The organism is Pseudomonas sp. Pseusp97 (genome assembly GCF_047304025.1).
Lineage (GTDB): Bacteria > Pseudomonadota > Gammaproteobacteria > Pseudomonadales > Pseudomonadaceae > Pseudomonas.
Genome location: NZ_JBGLYK010000007.1, coordinates 19,615 through 42,539 on the forward strand (window position 1 = coordinate 19,615; position 22,925 = coordinate 42,539).

The window sequence follows — 22,925 nt, forward strand, 5'->3', positions numbered from 1 at the left end:
TCCGAGAGGCTTCGCGATGAACCTGGAAACACTGGACCTGGCGCGGCTGCAGTTCGCCTTCACCGTGTCCTTCCACATTCTCTTTCCGGCCATCACCATTGGCCTGGCGAGCTACCTCGCGGTGCTCGAAGGCCTCTGGCTGCGCACGAAGGAAGAGGTCTACCGCGATCTCTACCACTTCTGGTCGAAGATATTCGCCGTCAATTTCGGCATGGGCGTGGTGTCCGGGCTGGTCATGGCGTATCAGTTCGGCACCAACTGGAGCGGCTTCTCGGCCTTCGCCGGCAGCATCACCGGGCCGCTGCTGACCTATGAAGTGCTCACTGCCTTCTTCCTCGAAGCCGGCTTCCTCGGCGTAATGCTGTTCGGCTGGCACAAGGTCGGGCCGGGATTGCACTTCTTCGCCACGATCATGGTTGCGGTCGGAACGCTGGTCTCGACCTTCTGGATTCTCGCCTCCAACAGCTGGATGCACACGCCCCAGGGCCACGAGATAGTCGATGGCCGGGTGATCCCCGCGGACTGGCTGGCGGTGATCTTCAACCCTTCGTTCCCGTATCGCCTGGTGCACATGAGCATCGCCGCGTTCCTCGCCACGGCCTTCTTCGTCGGGGCTTCCGGCGCGTGGCACCTGCTGCGCGGACGCAACACGCCGGCGGTCCGCAAGATGTTCTCCATGGCCATGTGGATGGCATTGCTGGTCGCTCCGGTGCAGGCGCTGGTGGGCGACGCCCACGGACTCAACACTCTGCAGTACCAGCCGGCGAAGATCGCCGCCATCGAGGGCCACTGGGACAACGCCGAAGGCGGGCCGACCCCGCTGATCCTGGTCGGCTGGCCGGACATGCAGCGCGAGGAAACCCGCTTCAAGGTCGAAGTGCCGGTGCTCGGCAGCCTGATCCTGCGGCACAGCACCAGCGAGCCGGTCCCGGCGTTGAAAGAATTCCCAGCGCAGGACCGACCCAACTCGACGGTAATCTTCTGGACCTTCCGCCTGATGGTCGGCCTGGGCCTGCTGATGATCCTGGTCGGGCTCTGCAGTGTATGGCTGCGCTGGCGCGGCCGGCTGTTCGACAGCCGCCCCTTCCTGCACCTGGTGCTGTGGATGGGGCCGTCCGGCCTGGTGGCGCTGCTGGCGGGCTGGGTCACCACCGAGATGGGTCGCCAGCCCTGGGTGGTGTACGGGCTGATGCGCACCAGCGAGGGCGTCTCGCCCCACGGCGCTGCCCAGCTGGGCTTCACGCTGGCGCTGTTCGTGGTCGTCTACTTCGCCGTGTTCGGCGTCGGCTTCGCCTACCTGCTGCGGCTGGTGCGCAAGGGCCCGCAGGCCGCCGAGGGGCAGGCGCCCAGCACGGGCGGGGCAGGGCAGCAGAGGACGGCGGCGAGGCCGCTGTCCGCCGCCGACAACCCCGACGACGCTGCGGGCGAGTTTCGCAACGAACAGCAGAGGAGCTGAATCATGGGCATCGACCTTCCGCTGATCTGGGCCGTGATCATCATCTTCAGCGTGATGATGTACGTGGTCATGGACGGCTTCGACCTGGGTATCGGCATCCTCTATCCCTTCTTCCCCGACCACGCCGACCGCGACGTGATGATGAATACCGTGGCGCCGGTCTGGGACGGCAACGAAACCTGGCTGGTGCTAGGCGGCGCGGGGCTTTTCGGCGCCTTTCCGCTGGCCTATTCGGTGGTGTTGCCGGCGTTGTACCTGCCGTTGATCCTGATGCTGGTGGGGTTGATCTTCCGCGGCGTGGCCTTTGAGTTCCGCTTCAAGGCACGGGAGGAAAAACGCCACCTCTGGGACAAGTCCTTCATCGTCGGCTCGCTGCTGGCGACCTTCTGCCAGGGCATGGTGCTGGGCACCTTCATCGACGGGCTCCAGGTGCGCGACGGACGCTTCGCCGGCGGCGCCTTCGAGTGGCTGGCACCGTTCCCGGTCTTCTGTGGGCTGGGCCTGGTGGTCGCCTACAGCCTGCTCGGCTGCACCTGGCTGATCCTCAAGACCGAAGGCCGGCTGCAGGCGCGCATGCATGAACTGGCGCGGCCGCTGGCGCTGGTGCTGCTGGCGGTGATCGGCATCGTCAGCCTGTGGACGCCGCTGACCCACCCGGCCATCGCCAGCCGCTGGTTCAGCCTGCCGAACGTCTTCCTGCTGTCGCCGGTGCCGCTGCTGGTGCTGCTGTGCTTCTGGATGCTGCTGCGCTCGGTGGCCCGCGACGACAACGCCAGGCCCTTCGTGCTGACCCTGGCGCTGATCTTCCTCGGCTATGCGGGACTGGGCATCAGCATCTGGCCGCACATCGTGCCGCCCTCGGTGAGCATCTGGGATGCCTCCGCGCCGCCCCAGAGCCAGGGCTTCATGCTGGTCGGCGCGCTGTTCATCATCCCGTTCATCCTGGGCTACACGGCGTGGAGCTACTACGTGTTCCGCGGCAAGACGACGGTGGAGAGCGGGTATCATTGAGCTTCCAGAGCGTAGGTCGGATAACCCGGAAGGGGTTATCCGCTGCTCATCTGGCGGCAGATAACGCTGGCGCGTTATGCGCCCTACGATACGGCCAGGAACATCCGTCGCCGCTTTCGTAGGAGCAACTGTCTTCTTCTGATAGTTCGTGCCTTGGATCTGCCCTCTCCCTAACCCTCTCCCTGAAGGGAGAGGGGACTGGTTGGGTGCCGGCTGAAGCCACAGTGTCAGGCGGCTCAGATAGCTCCCTCTCCCTTAGGAGCGGGGCACGCAGGGCGGGGGAGAGGGCGTACCCTGGCGCGATATTTCAGGTAGAGCAGAGCTTCTCCGCGAAATCCCGGCGCATCCGGGCAATCTCCATTCCCGCAGACCGTAGGGCGAATAACCCGGGACGGGTTATCCGCCGCGCGGTGGCGATGTCAGCGCGGGATTCGCGGCTTTCAATCAATTCGAGCGATCCCGCTCTTCATCCCCCGACAGCAGGTTGCCATGCCCCAGCCCGACCTCCCGGTTCGGCGAAACGCCGAACCGGCTCCAGATGCGCTCGTGGAAGTAGAACGCAACGGTGTTGCAGGCCGGCTCCACCAGGGCGATGAGGCCCCCGGTGAGGATCGAGCCGGTCAGCAGGTAGGCCACGCAGAAGGCAATGGAGAAGTGCAGCACGGCGAAAGTGCAGGTCTTGAGCAATGGCGCCGGCTTCTCCGAAGGACTGCAGCACGCCGTGAACAGGCGTGAATTCATCGCTTGGCCTCATCCGCGTCGGCGTGGTCGCGCGCCAGGAACGCGCGGGTGATTTCCGGCAGGTGCTCGCGCAGCCAGTCGGCCATCGCCACTTCCTGCGGCAGGATTTCCTTCAGCGCAGCTTCCGTGGCGTCGTCACCGACTTCCTGGGCGGCGGCAATCAGCACGGTGTAGGCGGCGATCTCCATGTTCTCGAACACGTAGCCGCTCATGGCGCCCTTGACCACTTCGTCGCTCACCGTCATGCCGCCCATCGCCTGGCCGAACGCCATGAGCTTGCCGCCGATGTCCTTGAGCGTGGACGGGCTGCTGCCCAACCGCTCCAGACAACCCTCGAGCAGACGCTGCTGGCCGCGGGTCTCCTCGAGGTGCTGCTGGATGCGGGTCTTGAGTTGCGGGTAGTTCTCCAGTCGGCCGGCCTGGGCCTCGAGCATCTTCTCGGCCTGTTGTTCCATGGCGTGGGCGTCGCGCAGCCAGTCCAGCAGGTTGTCTTTCTTGCTTGTCATGGCGAGGTCTCCTCGGTTGGGTTGTGTCCCTGCTGTGAGCTACCCAAAACGCCGCTGTTCAGTTTTCTTCGCCGAGCGGTAAAACAGCGAAACGGCAAGCGCAGCGGGCGTTTGCGAGAAGTTGTGAACTATCGGCAGAAGGTTTTCTCCACCTTTCGGGCACCAGGAAAAGGTGCCGTTTCGCCTTGCGACGGACGCTTAACGAAAGCCTGGAGGTAACATCCATGTTCGTGCACAACAAGCGACTGCAATACACGGTCAGGGTGGCGGCACCCGACCCCGGCCTGGCCAACCTGCTGCTGGAACAGTTCGGCGGCCCACAGGGGGAACTGGCTGCCGCGATGCGCTACTTCACCCAGGGCCTGGCCGAGTGCGACCCCGGCCGCAAGGACCTGCTGATGGACATCGCCACGGAGGAACTGAGCCACCTGGAGATCATCGGTTCCATCGTCGGCATGCTGAACAAGGGGGCCAAGGGACGACTGGCCGAAGGGATCGACGAGGAGGCCGAGCTCTACCGTTCACTAACCGGCGGCGGCAACGACTCGCACATCACCTCGATCCTCTATGGCGGCGGGCCGGCACTGGTGAATTCCGGTGGCGTGCCCTGGACGGCGGCCTACATCGACACCATCGGCGAACCCACTGCTGACCTGCGTTCGAACATCGCCGCCGAGGCGCGGGCGAAGATGATCTACGAGCGCCTGATCAACGTCACCGACGACCCCGGCATCAAGGATGCGCTGACCTTCCTCATGACCCGCGAACTGGCGCACCAGCAATCCTTCGAGAAGGCGTTGCACTCCATCCAGCCCAATTTCCCGCAGGGCAAGCTGCCGGGCCTGCCGGAATTCACCCGGAGCTACTTCAACCTGTCCCAGGGCGAAGGCGACACGCGCGGGCCGTGGAACGAAGGAGACGACTGGGAATACATCGAAGCGCCGGAACCGGCCGTGGATGGCGGCGACGGCAGCGCCAGCGTGCAGTTGTCCGATGAGGACAGCGAGGTGCTGGAACAGATGAAGGACCGCACCCGCTCCGACCCCATGGCCGACCCGGTGACCGGGGCCGACCTCGGCGCGGGATTGATCCCCCGGACCGAGTAAGCCAACCCTGCAACGAGAGCGTCGTCGCCGGCAACGCCGGTGGCGGCGCGAGGAGACCGACATGCCCCGAACGCCCCACGACCCTGATCGCTCCCGCCGCGAGCCGGAGCGTCCGCATCCGCGCAAGCTGCCCGACCGCGAGGACCAGTCCAGTACACCGCAACCGCAGTTCGACGTTTCCCGGCCGCTGCGCCGCAACATGCTGCACCCCGGCTAGCCAGGAGCGGCGCGGCGGCCCGGCCGTCGCGCACGCCGGTCAGTCCGGCTCGGGAATGATGGAAATCTTGCCGTTCTTCTCCAGGATGGCGAAACGGATCTGCTCCATGCGCTCCAGGCCCTGGGACTGCCGCGCTTCCAGCAACACGTCTTCCTCGCGCAGGCGTGCTTCGACCAGGCGATTATTCAGCGGCCGGCCGTATTCGACGATCAGCGTGGGCGAGCCCTCGATCACCCGGTCCACGAACGGATGGCGCAGTTTCACCAGCGAGAACAGCACGTCCATCACCACCAGGGTGATGATCACCAGCAGCGCGTTGGTGGTGGAGAAGTCATCGCCAAGCATGGCCTGCTGGGTGGCCTCGCTGATGATCATCAGCAGGAGCAGGTCGAAGGTGCTGACGTCCGCCAGGGCGCGCTTGCCTACCAGGCGGAACAGGATGACCAGGAACAGGTAGATGGTGACGGCGCGCAGGACCGAATCCATGGCGTTTCCTCCGGTGGCTCAGGGGTAGACGAACTGGCGGAACGACAGCTGTTCGCCGGCAAATTCGAGCCGATGCGAAAGCAGGCCGGCCTGGGTCGCCAGCAAGGCAAGGTAGAGGTGCAGTTCGCCGCGCTCATCGAGCTGACCCTGCAACTCCATGCCGCCGTTCCAGCTGCGCGCCGGTAGCGGAGGTTGCAGGCTCTGCAGGTCATGGGCGGCCAGCAGGTCGCCGTTCAGGCGCAGCTTTGCCGGCTGGCTCGGCTCTCCGTGCAGGATGATATGCAGGCGGCTGCTGGAGCCCAGGCGCTCGAATCTTTCGTATGCCACCTCCAAGTTGCCTCCCGGGCTGGTCATCTGCGCGCTGCTCAGCGGCCCGCTGGAAAAGACGCCGGTCAACGCCAGCAGCACGATGCCAACCAGCAGGACCAGCGAGATGCGCTCCAGCTTCCAGGCGCGGCGCTGGCTTTCGATGCGTTCGGGCACCGGATATTCCCGCTGGCTGAAATCCGCTTCGTTTTTCTCCTGCTCACCCATGGCCTGACTCCCTCGTTCCGTTACTGCTTGCGACCGGCGCGGGCGCGCTTTGGTGCCGAGGATTTTCCTGCCGCTTCGTTCGGGCGAATTGCATCGGGTTTTCCCGCCATTCGGGCGTTCTGCCCATGGCTGGCGGCGGTGTCGCGAGCGCCAGACGCTCTGGTCGGGCCTTTGCGGGTTTGCGCCGGTTGGGCCTGAAAGTTGCTGCAGCCTCCTGAACACCTGAGGAGGCGGCGATGAGCCTGCGAGAAGCATCGATCCTGATCCTGGAAGAAATGGCCGACGAGCTGTGGCGTATCGAGCAGTACCTGCTCGATCAAGGTCACGCGGTGCTGAGCGCCTCGTCCCTGCAGGCGGCGCTGGAGCACCTGAACTCCGGCGCGGTGATCGACCTTCTGCTGCTCGACGAACAGCTGGCCGAGCCCCATAGCGCCCTTGAGCTGGTCGAGGCGTGCCTGCCGGTGCGGCCGCGGATGCGCGTGCTGGGGTTGTCGTCCTCCGAGTCGCGGGTCCGCGCCGACGATGCGCCGTATCCGCTCCTGCTCAAACCCTTGCGCCTGGACGAACTGGAGCGGGCCATCGAAGGCGCCTTGCGCCGCCCGGCCATCACGCCCTGGCAGGAGTGTTGAAGATGTTCGAAGCCGATCTGCGTGAAGCCGGCCAGCGAGTGGTGGATTACCTGCGCAGCCAGCGCCTGCGCCTGCTGACGGCCGAATCCTGCACCGGCGGCCATATCGCCGCGGTGCTGTCCGCCGTGCCCGGCAGTGGCGACGTGATGGAAGGCGGCCTGGTGGTCTATTCGCCCAGCGCCAAGCGTGAGCTGCTCGGGGTGGAGGCGATGTGGCTGGAAGACTTCAACCTGACCAGCGTCGAAGTCGCCGGCGCCATGGCCAACGCCGCGCTGCGCTACGAGGAGGCGAACGCCGTGCTGTCGGTGACCGGCCTGCTGGGCGAGGAGGGCAAGGACGGCATCCCGCCGGGCACGGTGTGCCTGGGCTGGGGCTTCCGCATGCCCGACGGGGTGGCGCTGTTCACCCGGCGCATGCGCTTTACCGGCGACCCCGAATGGATGCGCCGGCAGACCATCCGCCAGGGCCTGGAACTGATACCCGAATTCCACCGCAGGGCATTGCTCGGCGAAAGACGCTGAGGCGCCCGGCGGTGAATAACCACGGCACTGCCGAACGGCATGACCGATCCACTACAAGAAGCCCTGAGAGGAGACCGACGATGAACGCCATCGAACTGCTCAAGCAAGACCATGAAGTCGTCAAGAAACTGCTCACCGAGCTGAGCGAAAGCACCGAGCGCGCGGTGAAGAAGCGCACCGAACTGCTGCGCAGGATCGAGCTGGAACTGACCCAGCACACCGCCATCGAGGAGGAGATCTTCTACCCGGCACTCAAGCAGGCGGGTGAGAAGGAGGACGCCAAGATGTACTTCGAGGCCAAGGAAGAACACCGTACGGTGGACTCCCTGGTGCTGCCGGACCTGAAGAAGACCCAGCCGGACAGCGTGGAATTCTCCGGCCGGGTAAAAGTGCTCAAGGAGCTGCTGGAGCACCACATCGAGGAAGAGGAAGAAGAGATGTTCCCGCGCGCCGAGGAACTGCTCGACCACGCCACCCTGGACCGCCTGGCCACCGCCATGCAGCAGCTCAAGAAAGACATCAAGGCGAGCTGGGAACAGCGCGCCGCGTGAGCCGAATGCCGTTGCCCCTGCCAGACGGGGGCAACGGCTTTTCCCGGAGTGCCAACGCCATGACCACGCCTGCCTATGTCATCAGCTATATCCTCGACAACCAGCCGATGAGCACCGTCCTGCACCAGGACGAGCTGACCCTGGAAGACGCCCGCCGCCATGTGCTGTCGCTGCACAGCCACGTCGACCCCAGCCATATCACCGATATCCAGCTGAGCCGCAACGAGCGCAGCCAGGAACGCGACACCACGCCGGGGCATTATCGGCAGCCCTGATTGCTGCAGGGCGTCGCTTCGTCTCCGGTTACGGGGTTCGCGAGCAAGCTCGCTCCTACGAACAGCCCTCACATCGTAGGGCGCATAACGCGCCAGCGTAACCCACCCTACGGAAACAGGGGCCTGTAGGAGCGAGCTTGCTCGCGAACCGCCGCGCTCAACGCTCGCGTAGGAGCGGACCTTGTCCGCGATGTCTTCGCTTCAATCGGACATTACCGGCGTTCGGCGGCTGGTCTTTCGCGGACAAGGTCCGCTCCTACGCATCCGGTTCGATCAGCCGTGGGTTCCACCCTACAAAAAAGCGGCACGCCAGGCGTGCCGCTTTTGCTTTCGATTCTTCATCCCTGAAGCGCCGCGGCATGGCCGCGGGGTCAGTCCTGGGTAGCGCTGTGGCTGCGCTGTCCGCCCTTGCGGCCGGCCTCCGATGCACGTTGCGGGTCGTTCTTGAAGTTGCCGCCGCTGTTCTGGCCGCCTTTCTTCCCCGCTTCGGAGGCGCGCTTGGGATCTGCCGCGAAGTTGCCTTTTCCGCCTCTGTGTTCAGCCATGGTGTTTCTCCTGTGAGGGTGTGAAAGCGAGCTACGTTGGCTCATGGGTTCCGCCGCTGCGCGGACCACCCGGCCCCAGGACCGGAAGGCGCCGCGCAGCGACGGAAACTCGGGTGTGGCCCCTGCACCGCGAACTGCGGCGAAGCAGTGAGGGGCGGGGCCACGAATCGGCAGCGGTGCCTGTTCACTCGCGGTGGCGCAGAAGGAACTGCCGCACGGCCTCGGCCGAGACGCCGACCGCATGCACCGCTTCGCGCAGGCGCTGCTCGCTGACGCCGAAGGCTTCGGCCCAGTAGCGTCGCTCGTAGTCCTCGTTGAGGTTGATCCGCGATGCATCGGCGGGGCCACGTATGTCGGGGTTGTCCATGGGCATTCCTTCAGGGCCGCCGCGCGGCCCGCGATCAGGCTGGGAAAGGTCAGTAGGCGTGCAGTCGCGTCCCGACCCCGGCCAGTTGGCGCAGGCGCTCGCCGGCAACGACGATCTTGCGCTGGCGGTGCTTGCCATAGCCGGGCTGGAAGGTGGGCAGCGGAATGCGCTTGGTGAAGACTGGGACGTGCTCGTCGGGCAGCGGACCATCGCCCAGGATCAGGTCGCGCTTGATGCGCCCGATCAGGTCGTCCAGCAATTGCCGATGCTGGAGGTCCTGGCGGGTGATGACGCGATCGAACAGATGCTCACCGGCATGGCTGCGGAAGGAGCACAGCAGCGCCTTGTCGGGGCGCCGGGTAAAGCTGATGCAGTACTCGGGCAGCGCCTGGCAGATGAGTTCCTGGGTGGTCTCGAAATCGAATTGCATGGGCGGGTTCCTCCTTGTTGGCTCTGGTAACGGAGCAACTGGCGGGCCAGCCAAAAAACGGCGTAAGTGCTTGATCTGTCGTTGGGCTACCTCGGAATTTGCACGCGAAGCGGCAGAAATGCCGTGCAATTTGCTACTGGCCTATTGCTAAGCGAAGCGGCTAGCACGCGGGTTTGCGGCCTTCCGTTCATCGAATCCGGGCAAACAAGTTGAACATCGGGGAGGGCATTTTTTCAGACCCGGTGTAAGGCATCGATTTCTCGACCTTGCATTCATCATTCACTGCCCAAGAGGTACTGAAAAATGACTAGCAACAAGAACCCCGGCAACTTTGCAAACGACCGTGAGAAAGCCAGCGAAGCAGGCAAGAAGGGCGGCCAGAACAGCGGAGGCAACTTCGCCAATGACCGCGAGAAGGCCAGCGAAGCAGGCAAGAAAGGCGGCCAGCACAGCCACGGCGGCGGTCGCAGCTGACGCCGGCTGAGCTGACTGCGCCACGCTCTCCCGCGGACTTTCCGCGGGGGATGCGGACGCGAAGGACCCGGCCCTTGCCGGCCGGGTCATCTTCGCTCTCGAAGACACCCCAATTGCATGTATCTATTGGAGGAGAAGGACATGAGCCAAGCCTTCCTGATCCGCGCGCAGGTCTCGCGCCCCCGACGACTGGCCGCGGCGATGCAGCTGCTGGGCGCCATCGGCTGCCTCGGCCTGGTTGCCAGCAACATCGCCCTGGCCGAGTCCCCGCAGCCCAAGGCCAACGAGCCGACCCAGGAAATGCCCCAGGGGCAATCCTCGGGCACGGCCAACCAGAAGACCCTGGAAACTTATCGAGACAAGCACGGCACCGTGCGTACCGAGGATGGCAGGAAGGTTCGCAGCGATGACGGCGACCGCAACAACCGCGGCCAGCCCGACGATTCACCCGAACATTCCAGCGAGGGCGGCGCCACCGACCCTGGCAGCGACCCGGGCGCCACTGAAAAACCGCGACCCTGACACCTGCCGGGACGACAGCCCGCAAGCACAGCCCGCAAAGCCAGTGATGGCGTGATGACTCCGAACCGAGGACAGAACCATGAACATGAACCAGATTGCCGGGCTCTTCGAGGACTTCATTCCCAGCTATGAATGCCACGCCAGCGCCGGCGCCCAGGGCTCGATCACGCTGCAGTTCGACAGCCGGGTGACCTCTGACGCGCATTTCACCATTCAGGGCATCACCCCCGAACGGCTGGCCAGCGAGCAGCGCATCCAGGCGATCAGCCAGACCCTGCAGGACGAGTTCGCCCTGGTCCGCGCGGGCCTGCAGCGCAAACCGCGCGTGTAAGGCCGGGCTTCCAGCCCAGGGGCAACTGCTGCCCGGGCGGCAGCGCCGTTCGGAACCTGGGGCGGGAGCAGGGCAGGCGCGGCGGTAAGATTGTGGGATCACCAGCCGGCCAGGAGGGTCAAAAGATCACCGCCACCGCCCTGGCACGCGGCATAAAGCCATGATTTGGACGGGCATTTTTTCTTAATACTGTTGGAACTGCGCGAATTCACCGTCGATAATCTCCAGCTCTCTCGAAGGTAGAGTTCGGAACGAGGCCAACCAGGTGAGCAAGCGACGGACAACGAAACAAGGCACCGCCCAGGATGTGCAGCCCAGCCACCTGAAATTCCCGGTCGTGGGCATAGGCGCCTCCGCTGGCGGACTGGCAGCGCTGCTGCGGCTGTTCGAGAACATGCCCCACGACAACGGCATGGCCTTCGTCGTGGTGATGCACCTGTCGCCCACTCACGAAAGCAGCGCCCATACCATCCTGCAGAAAGCCACCAAGATGAAGGTGCGCCAGGTGACCGAGGCGATGCCGGTGGAGCAGAACTGCATCTACCTGATATCCCCGGCCATGCAGCTGACCATGAACGACGGTTACCTGCGCGTCAGCGAACTGAGCTCCACCCAGCCGCGACACATCGCCATCGACCTGTTCATGCGCACCCTGGCCGATGCCCATGCCGAGCGGGCCGTCGGCGTCGTGCTCAGCGGCAACGGCAGCGACGGTTCCTCCGGCCTTTGCCGGATCAAGGAGCAGGGCGGGGTGACCATCGCCCAGGCGCCGGACGACGCCGAATTCGACGACATGCCGCGCAGCGCCATCGCCACCGGGCAGGTGGATTTCATCCTGCCGGTGGTGGACATCCCGCAGAAGCTCGTCGAGCTGTGGGAGACCATGCGCAGCATCCAGTTGCCGCGCGAGGCCGAAGTCAGCGCGCCGATCCAGACCATCGAGGACCCGGAACAGGCCCGCGTGGCGGAAACGGCCCTGCGCGACGTCCTGACCCTGCTGCGCACGCGTACCGGGCATGACTTCAAGCACTACAAGCGCGCCACCGTGCTGCGCCGCATCGAGCGGCGCATGCAGGTCAACCGCCTGAGCGACCTGCCGGGCTATCGCGCCTTCCTGCAGTCCAACCCGGAAGAAACCAAGCACCTGCTGGCCGACATGCTGATCGGCGTGACCAATTTCTTCCGCGACCGCGAAGCCTTCGAGGCGCTGGAGCGGGAGATCATCCCGCGGCTGTTCGAGATGCCCAGCGACGGCGAATCGCAGATCCGCGTGTGGAGCGCCGGCTGCTCCTCCGGCGAGGAAGCCTATTCGATGGCCATGCTGCTCTCGGAGTACGTCGAGTACAGCGAGAGCGACCGCAAATTCCAGGTGTTCGCCACCGACATCGACGAGCACTCCATCGCCATCGGCCGCAGCGGCGTCTATCCCGAGGCGATCCTGCCGGACATCACCCCCCAGCGCCTGCGCCAGTACCTGACCAAGGAGCAGACGCGCTACCGGGTGAAGAAGGAAATCCGCGAGCGCGTGCTGTTCGCCATGCACAACCTGCTGCGCGACCCGCCGTTCTCCAAGCTGCACCTGATCTCCTGCCGCAACCTGCTGATCTACCTCGACCGCGAGGTACAGGCGGACATCCTGCAGATGTTCCACTTCGCCCTCGCGCCGGGCGGCTACCTGTTCCTGGGCAGCTCCGAGTCGGCGGACGTGTGCATGGACCTGTTCGCCCCGGTGGACAAGAAGAACCGCATCTACCGCGCCAAGGCGACCTCGGCCATCGGCCGCTCTGCCGCGGCGCTGCCGCTGATCGCCCAGACCGACACACTGCCGGCGGCCAGCGAGCGCCCGGTGGAGCGCCGGCGCATCTCCTTCGCCGAGGTGCACCAGCGCGTGCTGGAGCAATATGCGCCGCCCAGCGTGGTGGTGAACCACGAGTCGAACATCGTGCACATGTCCGATCAGGCCGGACGCTACCTGCGCTACGTCGGCGGCGAGCCGTCGCACAATCTGCTGTCGCTGATCCACCCGTCACTGCGCCTGGAGCTGCGTACCGCGCTGTTCCAGGCCTTCCAGACCAGCAAGAGCGTCGAGGCGCGGCGCGTCAAGCACGAGCGCGACGGCGCAAGCTCGTACATCAACATGGTGGTGCGACCGTTCCGCGACATGGACGCCGACTTCGCCCTGGTGATCTTCGACGAGGTCGAGGAAACCATGAGCAATGACGTCGACCCGTCGAAGATCGACCTCAAGGACAACGTCCTCTCGCAGCTGGAAAGCGAGCTGCAGCGCAACAAGGAACAGCTGCAGATCACCATCGAGCAGTCGGAAACCTCCACCGAGGAGCTCAAGGCCTCCAACGAGGAACTGCAGGCGATCAACGAGGAGCTGCGGTCCACCACCGAGGAGCTGGAGACCAGCAAGGAAGAGCTGCAGTCGATCAACGAGGAACTGATCACGGTCAACCAGGAGCTCAAGACCAAGGTCGAGGAAACCAGCAAGATCAACGACGACCTGCAGAACCTGATCGCCTCCACCGACATCGCCACGGTGTTCGTCGACCGTGCCATGCGCATCAAGTCCTTCACCCCGCGTGCCTCCGCGATCTTCAGCATCATTGCCTCGGACACCGGGCGCTCGCTGCTGGACATCACCCACAGGCTGATCTATCCGGACCTGGCCAGCGATGCCGCCCAGGCCTTCGAGTCGCTGCGTACCATCGAGCGCGAGGTGGCTAGCAAGGACGAGCGCTGGTACATCGTGCGCATGCTGCCGTATCGCACCACGGAGAACGTGATCGACGGCGCGGTGCTGACCTTCATCGACATCACCCAGCGGCGCGTCGCCGAAGAAAAGATGCGCGAGAGCGAGGAGCGCCTGCGCCAGGCGGCGGAAAGCACCCAGGACTTCATCATCATCACCCTGGACCGCGACGGCTGTATCACCGGCTGGAACAGGGGCGCCGAGCGCGCCTACGGCCACCGCGAAAAGGACGTGGTGGGCAAGAGCGCCGAGCTCATCTACAGCGGCGAGGACCGCCGCTCCGGGGTATTCCAGGAAGAGTTGCGCGTGGCCAGCGAGAACGGCCGGGCGGAAGAAGACCGCTGGCACGTACGCAAGGACGGCTCGCGCTTCTTCTGCAGCAGCGTGACCAGTGCCCTGCCCAATGCCGGCCCCCACGGCTACGCCAAGATCGGCCGCGACATCACCACCAAGAAACGCGAGGAGACCGAACAGGTTTCACGCCTGGAGCAGAACCAGGCGACCATCCGCCTGCGCGACGAGTTCTTCGCGATGATGTCCCACGAGCTCAAGCATCCGCTGAATCTCATCCAGCTCAACACCGAGCTGATCGGCCGGTTGTCCTCGGTACGCAGCCACGCCATCGCCGCGCGAGCCATCGAGAGCATCCAGAGCTCGGTGCGCAGCCAGGCGCGGATCATCGACGACCTGCTCGACCTGTCCCGGGTCAATACCGGCAAGCTCAAGCTCAAGCTGGGCCCGGTGATAGTGCAGAACATCATCGAGGAAGTGGTGGGCGTGCTGGCCACCGAAAGCCACGAGAAGGACCTGGCCATCGAGCTGGATCTGCCGCCGCGCGGCACCGACCCGCTGGTGGCCGAAGGCGACCCCGTGCGGGTGGAACAGATCGTCTGGAACCTGCTGAGCAACGCGGTGAAGTTCACCCCCGAAAGGGGCACGATCCGCGTCGCGCTGGGCATGGACGGCGACATGCTGCGCATTACCGTCAGCGACGATGGGCAGGGCATCAGCGCCGAGGCGCTGCCGAAGATATTCGAGCTGTTCGGCCAGGCCACCGAGGCGCACCACCCGACCCACAAGGCCGGGCTGGGCATCGGCCTGGCGCTGGTGCGCGAACTGGTGGAGGCGCAGCACGGGCGCATCGAGGCGACGTCCGAAGGGCTCGGCCACGGCTGCACCTTCAGCGTCTGGCTGCCGCAGTACCAGCACGCCGGGCAGGTCGTCGATGCCGGGGAGGACACCGACGGCTACTTCGCCGGCTCGCACCTGCTGATCGTCGACGATTCGCCGGACATCCGTACCGTGATGCAGGCGCTGCTGGAAATGGAGGGCGCCACCGTGACCACTGCCGAGGATGGCGAGACTGCGCTCAGGGTGCTGAAGGATGGTCGCTACGACCTCATCCTTTCCGACATCGGCATGCCGGGCATGGATGGTCATGAGCTGATCCGCCGCGTGCGCCAGCTGCCGCTGCACGCGGAGACCCCGGCGGTGGCGCTGACCGGCTATGGGGCGGCGGCGGACGTGGAATTGGCTTACGAAGCGGGCTTCAACGCCCACGTCAGCAAGCCGGTATCGCTGGAAACCCTGCAGCGCGTGGCCGCCGAGCTCAAGGTCGCCAAGGTCTGACCCTGCAAGCGGTGGCGTCGATGAAGACGCCACCGCTTGCCTGGCCAGGCGTCAGGGCGAGATGGGGTCGCTGGCGGGGAAGGTTTCCTCCAGGGCGTGATCGATCCGCGATTCGGCTACCGTCGGGTTCGCCGGGCCCGGCGAGGTGACCGGCGCCAACGGTTCGGGCAGGGCCGTCTGCTGGCCGGTAATAGCCGCCTTCATGGCGCAATGCCCGGTAAATCCGCGCTTGGCCGCCAGCACCCCGGCGGCGACGCCCAGCCAGCCACCCAGCCCGCCCTTGCGAATGCCCATGCCGATGGCGGCCAGCCCCGTGGCAATCGATGTCGCCCGTTCCCATCCGCTCAGATTCTGCTCAGCCATGCTGTCCTCCTGCTTGGTCGGTGACACCCGGCTCGCCGCCCAGTGCGGCGCCCGGATACACAACGTAGGCAGATCGGCCGAAGGTTGGTTCGAAGAAGTTGCCCAGCGGCGTTCGAGGCCCCGCGCGGGTGGGGCCGCCCGTCGCGTGGCTGCAACTTGGGGCGGTAGCGCGGTTCACAGCCAGACCATTGCAAAGGAGTAGGAGAAGCCAATGACTGCCTGGCTCATCAGCTACCAGAAGGACAACAACACCAGCACCCTGGACATGCCCGGCCAGACCCAGCCGAGCCCGGAGCAGGCGGCCGAGTTCCTGCTGCAGTGGGCGCGGAAGAATCTTCCCGCCGGCGACTATGGCGACAAGCAGGACGAGCACGGCAGCGAGGCGACACTGGAGCTGCTGCACCGCTACGGCATCACGCTCACCGGCATCACGGCCAACTGAGCGACGGGCGTTCGCCCAGCAGGGAGGGCACAGGTACCGTACGCCTTGCCCAGCCGAGGAACCGCCAGTAGCAACCGCGAGCGCCGCCCCGGCGCCCGCGGGCCGCATCCTCAGTCCTCGCGGATGCGGTACCAGGTGACGTACAGCGCCGGCAGGAAGAACAGCGTCAGCAGGGTGGCGGCGATGATCCCGCCGATCATGGCGAAGGCCATGGGTCCCCAGAACACTTCGCGGGCGATGGGAATCATGCCCAGGCTGGCCGCCGCGGCCGTGAGCAGGATCGGCCGGGTGCGGTGGTGGGTCGCCTCGATGACCGACTTCCACGGCGAGCGGCCCTCGGCCTCGAACGCCTCGATCTGGGTTACCAGGATCACCGAGTTGCGGATGATGATGCCGATCAGCGCGAGAATCCCCAGGATGGCCACGAAGCCCATCGGCGTGCCGGTGGGCAGCAGCGCGGCGACCACGCCGATCACGCCCAGTGGCGCGACGCTGGCAACCAGCAGCGTCTTCTGCACGCTTTGCAGCTGGATCATCAGGAAAGTGGCCATGAGGAACAGCATCAGCGGCACCACCTGGCCTATCGGCCCCTGCGCCTTGCCGCTCTCCTCGACGGTGCCGCCAGTGGCGAGCCTGTAGTTGGGTGGCAGGCGGTCGGCGAACTTCTGGATCTCGGGCTTGAGGACCTTCACCAGATCGGTGGGCTGGATGTCGTCGACGATGCTCGCCTTGAGCGTGATGGTCGGCTTGCGGTCGCGCCGCCACACCAGCGGCTGCTCCAGCTCGTAGCCGACGCGGGCGAAGGCCTTGAGCGGAATCGACGTGCCGCTGGCGTTGACCATCTGCAGGTTCTCGATGGTTTCCGGCGAGCTGCGTTCGGCGCTTTCCGAGCGGCCGACAACGTTGATCAGGAAGATGTTGTCGCGCACCTGGGTCACGGTGGTGCCGGTGACCACGCTGTTGAGCATCTGCGCCACGTCCTCGGAGCCCAGGCCCAGCTGGCGCAGCTTGTCCTGGGCGATCTCGATGCGCAGCACCTTACCCGGCTCGTTCCAGTCGTAGATGATCTCGCCGATGTGCGAGTTGCCGTCCAACAGGCCGGCCAGCTGCATGGCGTAGTCGCGTACCTTGTCCACGTCCGGGCCGCTGATGCGGTACTGGATCGGCCGGCCCACCGGCGGCCCCATCTCCAGCGGCTGCACGTAGCTGCTGATGCCGACGAAGTCGCGCCGCAGGTTCTCGCGCAGGCGGGCGGCAAGGCGCTCGCGGGCTTCCAGGTCCTTGGCGACTATCACCAGCTGGCCATAGAAGGGATTCTGCAACTGCTGGTCCAGCGGCAGGTAGAAACGGATCGCGCCCTGGCCGATATAGGAGCTCCAGCGCGCGACGTCCTCGTCGTCCTTGAGCTGCGTTTCGACCTTGTCCATCACCCGGCGGGTTTCGTCGATGCTGCTGTTCTGCGGCAGGTTGAGGTCCACCAGCAGCTCGGGGCGGTCGGAGGAGGGGAAGAATTGCTGCTGGACGAACTGCACCAGATACAGCGACACGCCCAGCAGCGCCACGGTGAAGACGATGGTCAGCACGTTGCGGCGCATGGCCCGTTGCAGCCAGGTGTCGAAGAAGTCGAACAGCCGGCTCTTCTTCTCCTGGTGTTTCTTCAGGGTTTTCGGCAGCACGTGCAGGGCAATCACCGGGGCGAACAGCACGGCGACTATCCAGGAGAGGATCAGCGCCACGGCGATCACCGCGAACAGGGTGAAGGTGTATTCGCCGGCCGAGCTGGCGTTCAGGCCGATGGGCACGAAGCCGGCGATGGTCACCAGGGTCCCGGTGAGCATGGGGAAGGCGGTGGAGGTGTAGGCGAAGGTCGCCGCTTCGTGGAGGGAGTCGCCCAGCTCCAGCCGGGTCACCATCATCTCCACGGTAATCATGGCGTCGTCCACCAGCAGGCCGAGGGCGATGATCAGCGCGCCGAGGGAAATTCGCTGCATGGTGATGTCGGTGTATTCCATGAAGACGAAGACCATCGCCAGCACCAGCGGGATCGAGCAGGCCACTACCAGGCCGGCGCGCACGCCGAGGCTGACGAAGCTCACCACCAGCACGATGACGATGGCTTCGAACAGCGCGCTGGTGAAGCCGCCTACGGCTTTCTCCACCACCTCCGCCTGGTTCGATACCGTATGCACGCCGACGCCCACGGGCAGTTCGCTGGTGATCTGTTCCATGCGCTGGCGCAGTGCTTCGCCGAATTCCTGGATATTGCCACCCTTGCGCATGGCCACGGCCAGGCCGATGGCCGGCTGGCCGTTGTAGCGGAACTGCGTGCTGGGCGGGTCGACGTAGGTGCGCTGGATGTCCGCCAGGTCCGAGAGGCGGTAGAAGCGATCGTTCACCCGCAGGTTGACCGCCGCCAGGTCCGCCTCGGAACGGAATTCGCTGCTGGTGCGCACCGAGATGCGCTCCGGTCCGGCCTCGATCACGCCGGAGGGCGTCACCGCGTTCTGCTGCTGCAGGCTCTCCAGCACCTGGCGCTGGTCGATGCCCAGGGCCGCCAGCTTGCGGGTGGAGAAGTTCAGGTAGATGACCTCGTCCTGGGCGCCGATCAGCTCGACCTTGCCCAGGTTGTCCACGCTGCGGATATCCAGCCGCGCCTTTTCCACGTAGTCGCGCAGCTGGCGGAAGCTAAGGCCGTCGGCGGTGAAGGCGTAGACGCTGCCGAAGACGTCGCCGAATTCGTCGTTGAACGCCGGGCCCTGCAGGCCCTGGGGGAAGTCGCCCTTGATATCGGTGATCTTCTTGCGCACCTGGTACCAGATGTCCGGGATCGCCTTGCCGCTGGTGGTGTCCTTCAGATAGACGTAGACGGTCGCTTCGCCGGGACGGGTGTAGCTCTTCACGTAGTCGAGGCTGTCCAGCTCTTCGAGCTTCTTCTCGATACGGTCGGTCACCTGCAGCAGCGTGTCGTCCACCGTCGCGCCCGGCCAGCGGGCCTGGATCACCATGGTCTTGATGGTGAACGACGGGTCTTCCTCGCGGCCCAGGTTGAAGTAGGAGAAGACTCCCATCACCAGCGAGACGGCCATCAGGTACCAGACGAAGGACTGGTGCCGCAGTGCCCATTCGGACAGGTTGAACCCGCTCCTGGTCTTGTCCCTTTCGCTCACGGCTGCGCCCCCTCGTCGATCCTGACCACCTGGCCCTCCTTCAGACTGTTTACCCCGGCGCTGACCACCCGTTCGCCATCCGCCAGACCCTGGCCGATGGTCAGCTTGCCGTCGCGGTTGCGCAGCACCTGCACCTCGCGCTGGTGCACCTGGCGGCTCTGCGGGTCGATTACCCAGACACGTGCCTTGCCTGTGACCGTGGTGTCGCCGATCAGCGCGGTGGCCGGCAGGCTGCTGCGCGGCGCCACCTGGCTGGTGAGCAGCACGCTGACCGTGGTGCCCAGATGGAAGCTGGCGGGTGCGTCGGCCAGGGTCAGGCGGATGCGCCGGGTGCGGGTAGAGGCATCGGCCTGTGGCGCGAGCTCACGCACGGTGCCGGTGGTGCGATCCTGCGGCGCGAGCTGGGCGCTGACTTCGAAATTCGCGTCCGCCGGCAGGCGCTGCACCAGCTCGTCCGGCAGGTCGACCACCGCTTCCTTCACGTCCGGTCGCACCAGCGTCACCACTTCCTGCCCGGCCTGCACCACCTGGCCGGCCTCGGCGTGCCACTGGGTGATGACGCCGGCGAAATCGCTGCGCAGCTCGGTATAACCCAGCTGATCCTTCGCCCGCTGGGTGGCCGAACGCGCCTGGTCCAGCGTGGCGCGACTGGTCTTCAGGCGCGTACGGGCGCGGTCGAGGTTGGCCTGGGCGCCTACGCCACGGGCGAACAGTTCACTCTGCCGGCGCTCGTCGGCCTGGGCGTCGATCCATTCGGCTTCGGCGCGGGACGCATCGCCCTGGGCGCTGAGCACGGCGTTCTGCTGGTCGGTCGGGTCCAGGGTGGCGAGCAGGGTGTTCTTCTCCACGCTGTCGCCGACGTCCTGGTTGCGCGCGGCGATACGGCCATTGGTACGGAAACCCAGGGTGGTTTCATAGCGCGCCTGGATGCTGCCGGCGAACCGGCCTACCTGGCGAACGTCGTCGGCTTTGACCGTGACGAAGAGCACCGGGCGCGGCGGTGGCGTTTCCGGCTCCTTCGAGCAGCCGGCCAGGGCGAGGAGGGCGAGGGCGAACAGCGCAGGCTTCATGGCTGCACCTGCGGTCGTACGCGGGCCCGAGGTTCGGCCTGGGCGCTGCTGTCCACCGGCTCGGCGGCCTGCTCGGCCCGGGCAACCTCGACTTTCTGGTTCGGGTGCAGCAACTGACCGCCCGCGACAATCACCCGCTGTCCGGCCTCCAGACCTTCGCCGATCATCACCTGCTCGCGGGCGAAGCTGACCTGGCCGACCGGCTTGAGCTGCGCGCGGTCCTGGTCGTCCAGCACCCAGACGGCGGGGGACTTGCCCTGCTTGAACAGGGCGGACCAGGGCAATACCACGCGGGGCTGGGCCGCCTGCGGCAGCTCGGCGCCAACCACGGCACCGAGGCCCATCGAGGCGGGAACCTGGTCGAGGCCGACCTTGACCTTCAGCGTGCCGCTGCGCGAGTCCACCGTGGGCGTGACTTCGCGCACCTGGCCTTCGACCCGCACCTTGGGGTTCGACAGCAGATAAACGCTCACCAGCTGGTCGCCCTGAGGGTTCTGGAAGAGCGATTCATAAACGTTGAACACCGCGTCGCGCTCGCCTTCGCGGGCGAGGGTGAAGATCGGCATGGTCGCCTGGACCACCTGGCCGACCTCGCCGCTGCGCTGGGTGATCACGCCGTCGGCAGAGGCCTTGAGTTCGGTGTAGGAGAGCTGGTCATTGGCCGAGGCGAGCTGCGCGCGTGCCGCCTCCAGCGAGCTTTGCGCGGAACGCAGTTCGGCCTGCGCACGGTCATATTCGCTGCGGCTGGTGTAGCCCTTGGGCAACAACTGCGCCTGGCGCTGGAAACCGACCCGGGCCAGGCGCAACCGTGCTTCTTCGGCGCTGACGGCGGCGCGTGCGTTCTGCACCTGGGTGCGCAGGTCCTGGGGATCGAGACGGGCCAGCACCTGGCCGGCCTTCACCGCGTCGCCCACCTCGGCGCTGCGCTCGATGATCTTGCCGCCGACCCGAAACGCCTGCTGCGCCTCGACACGTGCCTGGATGTCGCCCACCACGCTGGGGCGCGCGGCGTAATCGGTGGTGGTCGCCTCGCGCACCAGCACCCGCGGCAGGTGCTCGACCGGCTTGTCCTGGCCGCAGCCGGCCAGCGTGATCAGCAGGAAGCAGGCCAGCCCCGGCGTCCTCGTCGTCATCCATTCCCCCGTCATCCAGTTTCTGCGCGTACGCGGGCAAGCGCAGCGCGATACGAGATGTGAGTGGGGGCGGGGGAAAATGTTCCAAGCAATTGTTCGAGGCGCCGCGGCGAACCGGAGGCTATCTACGGCGAAACACAGGGGTTTCGCTGCTTTCGGCGGGCAGCAGCGATGTCAGGGCGAGCTCGGCACCAGGCGAAAAAGCGCGCGGCCATCCAGCCATCGGGCGCTGCCCTGGGCGTCGATCTCGCCGATGCATTCGCCCAGGTCCTGGCCGTTCAGCTCGATGAACAGATGGTTGGCGTAGACGCGGAAGTGGTCCGGGCTGCTCTGCAGTTCGACGCGGCCATTGCGCAGCACGCCGATGCGCCTGCCGACCCCGCCGGGGCTGAACACCTCGTAATTGCCTTTGCTGAAGAGCGGAACCACGGCGCCTGCCTCCCTTTGCCGGGGAAAAAGCGACTAGAACACAGAATAATGGCGTTTGAATATCATTTGCGCTGCCGCATGGCGTCGCAGGAGCTCATAGAACGCCTGAACTCGCGCCCGATTGCGTCAGTCCACTGCCAGAGAACACTGCGGAGGCGAGGATGAAAAGACGCTACAGCGTGCCCATGGCGACTCTCGTGGCGATTGCGCTGGTGCTGCTGGTGGCGCATCTCGCATTGCCCTACGTGATCCGTGACTACCTCAACGGCAAGCTGGATCGCATGGGCGACTACCACGGCCAGATCACCGACGTGGACCTGGCGCTCTGGCGCGGGGCGTACCGGATCAATGGCCTGAAGATCGTCAAGATCAACGGCAAGGTCCCGGTGCCGCTGCTGGATGCGCCGGTGATCGACCTTTCCGTGAGCTGGCATGCACTGTGGTACGAACATGGGGTCGTCGCGCGGGTGCTGTTCCTCCGGCCGGAGCTGAATTTCGTCGACGGCGGCGGCCGCCAGGAATCCCAGAGCGGCGCCGGCACCGACTGGCGGGAGCAGCTGGAGAAGCTGCTGCCGATCACCCTGGACGAACTGCGTATCGTCGACGGGCGCATCCGCTTCCACAACTACCAGTCCAGGCCGCCGGTGCATCTGACTGCCAGCGCGGTGAACGCCAGCCTCTATAACCTCACCAACGTGGCGGACGAGAAGGGCGATCGGGTGGCCCGCTTCGAGGGCCGGGCGAAACTCTTCGACCAGGCGCCGCTGGAAGTGGAAGCCTCCTTCGACCCCTTCACCAGGTTCGAGGATTTCGAGCTGCGCCTGCGCGCCAGGGACGTGGAGCTACGACGGGTCAATGACTTCGCCTCGGCCTACGGCAAGTTCGACTTCAACCGCGGCAACGGCACCGTGGTGATCGAGGCCCGCGCGGACAAGGGCCGGCTGAGCGGCTACATCAAGCCGCTGCTGCACGATGTCGACGTATTCAACTGGCAGCAGGACGTGGAAGAGAAGGACAAGAGCCTGTTCCGTTCGATCTGGGAGGCGCTGGTAGGCGGCAGCGAGACCGTGCTCAAGAACCAGCGCAGGGACCAGTTCGCCACCCGCGTCGAGCTGAGCGGCAACGTTCACCGCCAGGATATCAGCGCCTTCGAGGCCTTCCTTGGCATTCTGCGCAACGCCTTCATCCAGGCATTCAACGCCCGCTACGAGCGGTCGGCGCCAGAGGACTGA

The 22,925-nt window shown here is 65.6% G+C and carries 26 protein-coding genes; 14 read left to right on the forward strand and 12 right to left on the reverse strand.

Annotated features, from left to right (window positions below; genetic code table 11):
- The first annotated feature begins 16 nt into the window (after window positions 1–16).
- Window positions 17–1,456: a cytochrome ubiquinol oxidase subunit I gene (locus tag ACCC94_RS02825; protein ID WP_413347936.1), complete on the forward strand. Its 1,440-nt coding sequence runs from the start codon at window positions 17–19 to the stop codon at window positions 1,454–1,456.
- Window positions 1,457–1,459: 3 nt separating this feature from the next.
- A complete protein-coding gene (cydB, locus tag ACCC94_RS02830; RefSeq protein WP_413347937.1) occupies window positions 1,460–2,467 on the forward strand; it encodes a cytochrome d ubiquinol oxidase subunit II in 1,008 nt (335 codons plus the stop codon).
- Between the two features lie 444 nt (window positions 2,468–2,911).
- Here the strand turns inward: cydB and ACCC94_RS02835 are convergent, their stop codons facing one another.
- A complete protein-coding gene (locus tag ACCC94_RS02835) occupies window positions 2,912–3,208 on the reverse strand; it encodes a DUF2061 domain-containing protein (RefSeq protein WP_413347938.1) in 297 nt (98 codons plus the stop codon).
- Window positions 3,205–3,714 (reverse strand): ferritin-like domain-containing protein, encoded by a 510-nt coding sequence (locus tag ACCC94_RS02840; protein ID WP_413347939.1) that lies wholly within the window; start codon window positions 3,712–3,714, stop codon window positions 3,205–3,207. Before ACCC94_RS02840 ends, ACCC94_RS02835 begins: the two co-directional genes overlap by 4 nt.
- 224 nt (window positions 3,715–3,938) lie before the next feature.
- Between ACCC94_RS02840 and ACCC94_RS02845 the strand changes: the two genes are divergently transcribed.
- Window positions 3,939–4,820, forward strand: coding sequence for a manganese catalase family protein (locus tag ACCC94_RS02845; RefSeq protein WP_413347940.1), 882 nt, complete (start codon window positions 3,939–3,941; stop codon window positions 4,818–4,820).
- 61 nt (window positions 4,821–4,881) lie between these two features.
- Window positions 4,882–5,037, forward strand: coding sequence for a hypothetical protein (locus ACCC94_RS02850; RefSeq protein WP_413347941.1), 156 nt, complete (start codon window positions 4,882–4,884; stop codon window positions 5,035–5,037).
- A gap of 39 nt (window positions 5,038–5,076) precedes the next feature.
- On the opposite strand, the gene ACCC94_RS02855 is transcribed toward ACCC94_RS02850, so the two are convergent.
- Both ACCC94_RS02855 and ACCC94_RS02860 read right to left on the reverse strand, forming a co-directional pair.
- Entirely contained in the window at window positions 5,077–5,523 is a 447-nt protein-coding gene (locus tag ACCC94_RS02855) for a DUF421 domain-containing protein (protein ID WP_413347942.1), read from the reverse strand.
- 18 nt (window positions 5,524–5,541) lie between these two features.
- Window positions 5,542–6,057, reverse strand: a complete 516-nt coding sequence (locus ACCC94_RS02860) for a hypothetical protein (RefSeq protein ID WP_413347943.1) — start codon at window positions 6,055–6,057, stop codon at window positions 5,542–5,544.
- 236 nt (window positions 6,058–6,293) lie between these two features.
- Between ACCC94_RS02860 and ACCC94_RS02865 the strand changes: the two genes are divergently transcribed.
- The 4 genes from ACCC94_RS02865 (at window position 6,294) to ACCC94_RS02880 (ending at window position 8,033) form a co-directional block, all read left to right on the forward strand.
- A complete protein-coding gene (locus ACCC94_RS02865; protein ID WP_413347944.1) occupies window positions 6,294–6,686 on the forward strand; it encodes a response regulator in 393 nt (130 codons plus the stop codon).
- Window positions 6,687–6,688: 2 nt separating this feature from the next.
- Window positions 6,689–7,207 (forward strand): CinA family protein, encoded by a 519-nt coding sequence (locus tag ACCC94_RS02870; RefSeq protein WP_413347945.1) that lies wholly within the window; start codon window positions 6,689–6,691, stop codon window positions 7,205–7,207.
- Window positions 7,208–7,287: 80 nt separating this feature from the next.
- Window positions 7,288–7,758 (forward strand): hemerythrin domain-containing protein, encoded by a 471-nt coding sequence (locus ACCC94_RS02875; RefSeq protein ID WP_413347946.1) that lies wholly within the window; start codon window positions 7,288–7,290, stop codon window positions 7,756–7,758.
- Window positions 7,759–7,817: 59 nt separating this feature from the next.
- Window positions 7,818–8,033 (forward strand): hypothetical protein, encoded by a 216-nt coding sequence (locus tag ACCC94_RS02880; protein WP_413347947.1) that lies wholly within the window; start codon window positions 7,818–7,820, stop codon window positions 8,031–8,033.
- A 371-nt stretch (window positions 8,034–8,404) separates the two neighbouring features.
- On the opposite strand, the gene ACCC94_RS02885 is transcribed toward ACCC94_RS02880, so the two are convergent.
- The 3 genes from ACCC94_RS02885 to ACCC94_RS02895 all read right to left on the reverse strand — a co-directional run bounded on the left by ACCC94_RS02885 (window position 8,405) and on the right by ACCC94_RS02895 (window position 9,375).
- A complete protein-coding gene (locus tag ACCC94_RS02885; protein ID WP_017518757.1) occupies window positions 8,405–8,578 on the reverse strand; it encodes a general stress protein in 174 nt (57 codons plus the stop codon).
- Window positions 8,579–8,762: 184 nt separating this feature from the next.
- Entirely contained in the window at window positions 8,763–8,945 is a 183-nt protein-coding gene (locus tag ACCC94_RS02890) for a DUF3606 domain-containing protein (protein WP_413347948.1), read from the reverse strand.
- A gap of 49 nt (window positions 8,946–8,994) precedes the next feature.
- Complete coding sequence (locus tag ACCC94_RS02895) at window positions 8,995–9,375, reverse strand: DUF3509 domain-containing protein (RefSeq protein ID WP_413347949.1); 381 nt, start codon at window positions 9,373–9,375, stop codon at window positions 8,995–8,997.
- A 303-nt stretch (window positions 9,376–9,678) separates the two neighbouring features.
- On the opposite strand from ACCC94_RS02895, the gene ACCC94_RS02900 reads away from it, so the two are divergent.
- From ACCC94_RS02900 to ACCC94_RS02915, 4 genes are all read left to right on the forward strand, one after another.
- A complete protein-coding gene (locus ACCC94_RS02900) occupies window positions 9,679–9,849 on the forward strand; it encodes a general stress protein (RefSeq protein WP_017518760.1) in 171 nt (56 codons plus the stop codon).
- A 141-nt stretch (window positions 9,850–9,990) separates the two neighbouring features.
- Window positions 9,991–10,371, forward strand: a complete 381-nt coding sequence (locus tag ACCC94_RS02905; RefSeq protein WP_413347950.1) for a hypothetical protein — start codon at window positions 9,991–9,993, stop codon at window positions 10,369–10,371.
- 79 nt (window positions 10,372–10,450) lie between these two features.
- On the forward strand, window positions 10,451–10,702 hold the full coding sequence (locus ACCC94_RS02910; protein ID WP_413347951.1) for a hypothetical protein: 252 nt from the start codon (window positions 10,451–10,453) through the stop codon (window positions 10,700–10,702).
- Window positions 10,703–10,967: 265 nt separating this feature from the next.
- On the forward strand, window positions 10,968–15,089 hold the full coding sequence (locus ACCC94_RS02915) for a CheR family methyltransferase (RefSeq protein ID WP_413347952.1): 4,122 nt from the start codon (window positions 10,968–10,970) through the stop codon (window positions 15,087–15,089).
- 51 nt (window positions 15,090–15,140) lie between these two features.
- Here the strand turns inward: ACCC94_RS02915 and ACCC94_RS02920 are convergent, their stop codons facing one another.
- Window positions 15,141–15,452, reverse strand: coding sequence for a DUF2892 domain-containing protein (locus tag ACCC94_RS02920; protein ID WP_413347953.1), 312 nt, complete (start codon window positions 15,450–15,452; stop codon window positions 15,141–15,143).
- A gap of 211 nt (window positions 15,453–15,663) precedes the next feature.
- Between ACCC94_RS02920 and ACCC94_RS02925 the strand changes: the two genes are divergently transcribed.
- Window positions 15,664–15,894 (forward strand): hypothetical protein, encoded by a 231-nt coding sequence (locus ACCC94_RS02925; RefSeq protein WP_413347954.1) that lies wholly within the window; start codon window positions 15,664–15,666, stop codon window positions 15,892–15,894.
- Between the two features lie 110 nt (window positions 15,895–16,004).
- On the opposite strand, the gene ACCC94_RS02930 is transcribed toward ACCC94_RS02925, so the two are convergent.
- The 4 genes from ACCC94_RS02930 to ACCC94_RS02945 all read right to left on the reverse strand — a co-directional run bounded on the left by ACCC94_RS02930 (window position 16,005) and on the right by ACCC94_RS02945 (window position 21,693).
- On the reverse strand, window positions 16,005–19,061 hold the full coding sequence (locus ACCC94_RS02930) for an efflux RND transporter permease subunit (RefSeq protein ID WP_413347955.1): 3,057 nt from the start codon (window positions 19,059–19,061) through the stop codon (window positions 16,005–16,007).
- Window positions 19,058–20,131, reverse strand: a complete 1,074-nt coding sequence (locus tag ACCC94_RS02935) for an efflux RND transporter periplasmic adaptor subunit (RefSeq protein ID WP_413347956.1) — start codon at window positions 20,129–20,131, stop codon at window positions 19,058–19,060. The genes ACCC94_RS02930 and ACCC94_RS02935 overlap by 4 nt, the downstream gene beginning before the upstream one ends.
- On the reverse strand, window positions 20,128–21,264 hold the full coding sequence (locus tag ACCC94_RS02940; RefSeq protein ID WP_413347957.1) for an efflux RND transporter periplasmic adaptor subunit: 1,137 nt from the start codon (window positions 21,262–21,264) through the stop codon (window positions 20,128–20,130). The genes ACCC94_RS02935 and ACCC94_RS02940 overlap by 4 nt, the downstream gene beginning before the upstream one ends.
- A 174-nt stretch (window positions 21,265–21,438) precedes the next feature.
- Window positions 21,439–21,693: a hypothetical protein gene (locus ACCC94_RS02945; protein ID WP_413347958.1), complete on the reverse strand. Its 255-nt coding sequence runs from the start codon at window positions 21,691–21,693 to the stop codon at window positions 21,439–21,441.
- A 161-nt stretch (window positions 21,694–21,854) separates the two neighbouring features.
- Here ACCC94_RS02945 and ACCC94_RS02950 point away from each other — a divergent pair, with 161 nt between their 5' ends.
- Window positions 21,855–22,925: a DUF748 domain-containing protein gene (locus ACCC94_RS02950; protein ID WP_413347959.1), complete on the forward strand. Its 1,071-nt coding sequence runs from the start codon at window positions 21,855–21,857 to the stop codon at window positions 22,923–22,925.